The sequence below is a fragment of the Sinomonas mesophila genome (assembly GCF_001999765.1).
Classification (GTDB): Bacteria; Actinomycetota; Actinomycetes; order Actinomycetales; family Micrococcaceae; genus Sinomonas; species Sinomonas mesophila.
Genome location: NZ_KV908336.1, coordinates 727 through 1710, shown reverse-complemented (window position 1 = coordinate 1710; position 984 = coordinate 727). Strand labels below are relative to the sequence as shown.

Sequence of the window (984 nt, the reverse complement as noted above, 5' to 3'; positions counted from 1 at the left end):
GAACCCGCAGGGCCTCACGGTCGAGAACCTGTGCGGGAAGAACATCGCCGTCACCCAGGGCTCCACGGGCCAGCTCAAGCGCCTCCCTGCGCTCTCCGAGCAGACCTGCACGTCCAAGGGCCAGCCGGAGATCAACGCCGTGACGCTGCCGAACATCCAGGAGGCCCTGACCCAGCTGCACTCCAAGCGGATCGACGGCATCCTCTATGACACGACCGCCCTTGGGTGGGCCGCCAAGCAGCAGCCGGGCTCCTTCGAGCTCATCGGCCGTGTCAATGTCGGCTCGAGCGATGTGACGGCGATCGGCATCAAGAAGGACTCGCCGCTCACGCCGGCGCTGCAGGCAGCTGTCCAGTCGATCCTCGAGAGCCCGGAGTACACGGAGGCCCTCGAGACCTGGGGCCTCGAGTCCGGTGCCATCACCGACGCCAAGCTCAACTAGCGGAGGCGCCTCCATGGTTACAGCGACTAACAAGACACGTAAGGCGACGACGGGCAGCACTGATGCGGCCCTCAAGCCGCGGCTTCGGCTGCGGACTCCCTCCGAGTACGCGGGGTGGGTCTTCAGCATCCTGCTGGGCGTCGGGATCCTGGCCTCGGTCCTGACGAACCCGAACTTCAAGTGGGGCGTGGTCGGGAAGTACTTCTTCGCGGAGTCCATCCTGCGAGGGCTCATGCTCACGATCTTCCTCACGGTCGCGAGCATGGCCCTGGGCACGCTGCTCGGCCTGGCCCTGGCGGTCATGCGCTCCTCGCACGTGAAGCCGGTCTCCATCGCCGCGAGCCTCTACATCACGCTGTTCCGCGGCACCCCGGTGCTCGTGCAGCTGATCTTCTGGTTCAACATCTCCGCCCTCTATCCGGACCTGCGGATCGGGATCCCCTTCACGGACCTCGGCGTGGCCGTGGACACGAACGCGATCATGGGCCCGATCACCGCCGCGCTCGTGGGCCTGACGCTGAACGAGGCCGCCTACATGGCCG

2 protein-coding genes are annotated in these 984 nt (G+C 66.6%); both read left to right on the top strand.

What is annotated here, in order from left to right; genetic code table 11:
• Positions 1 to 442: type 2 periplasmic-binding domain-containing protein (locus tag BV907_RS11400; RefSeq protein ID WP_139346733.1), on the top strand; the 442-nt coding region annotated here is incomplete at its 5' end.
• Between the two features lie 13 nt (positions 443 to 455).
• The coding region (locus BV907_RS11395) for an ABC transporter permease subunit (RefSeq protein ID WP_139346734.1) at positions 456 to 984 on the top strand (529 nt) is incomplete at its 3' end.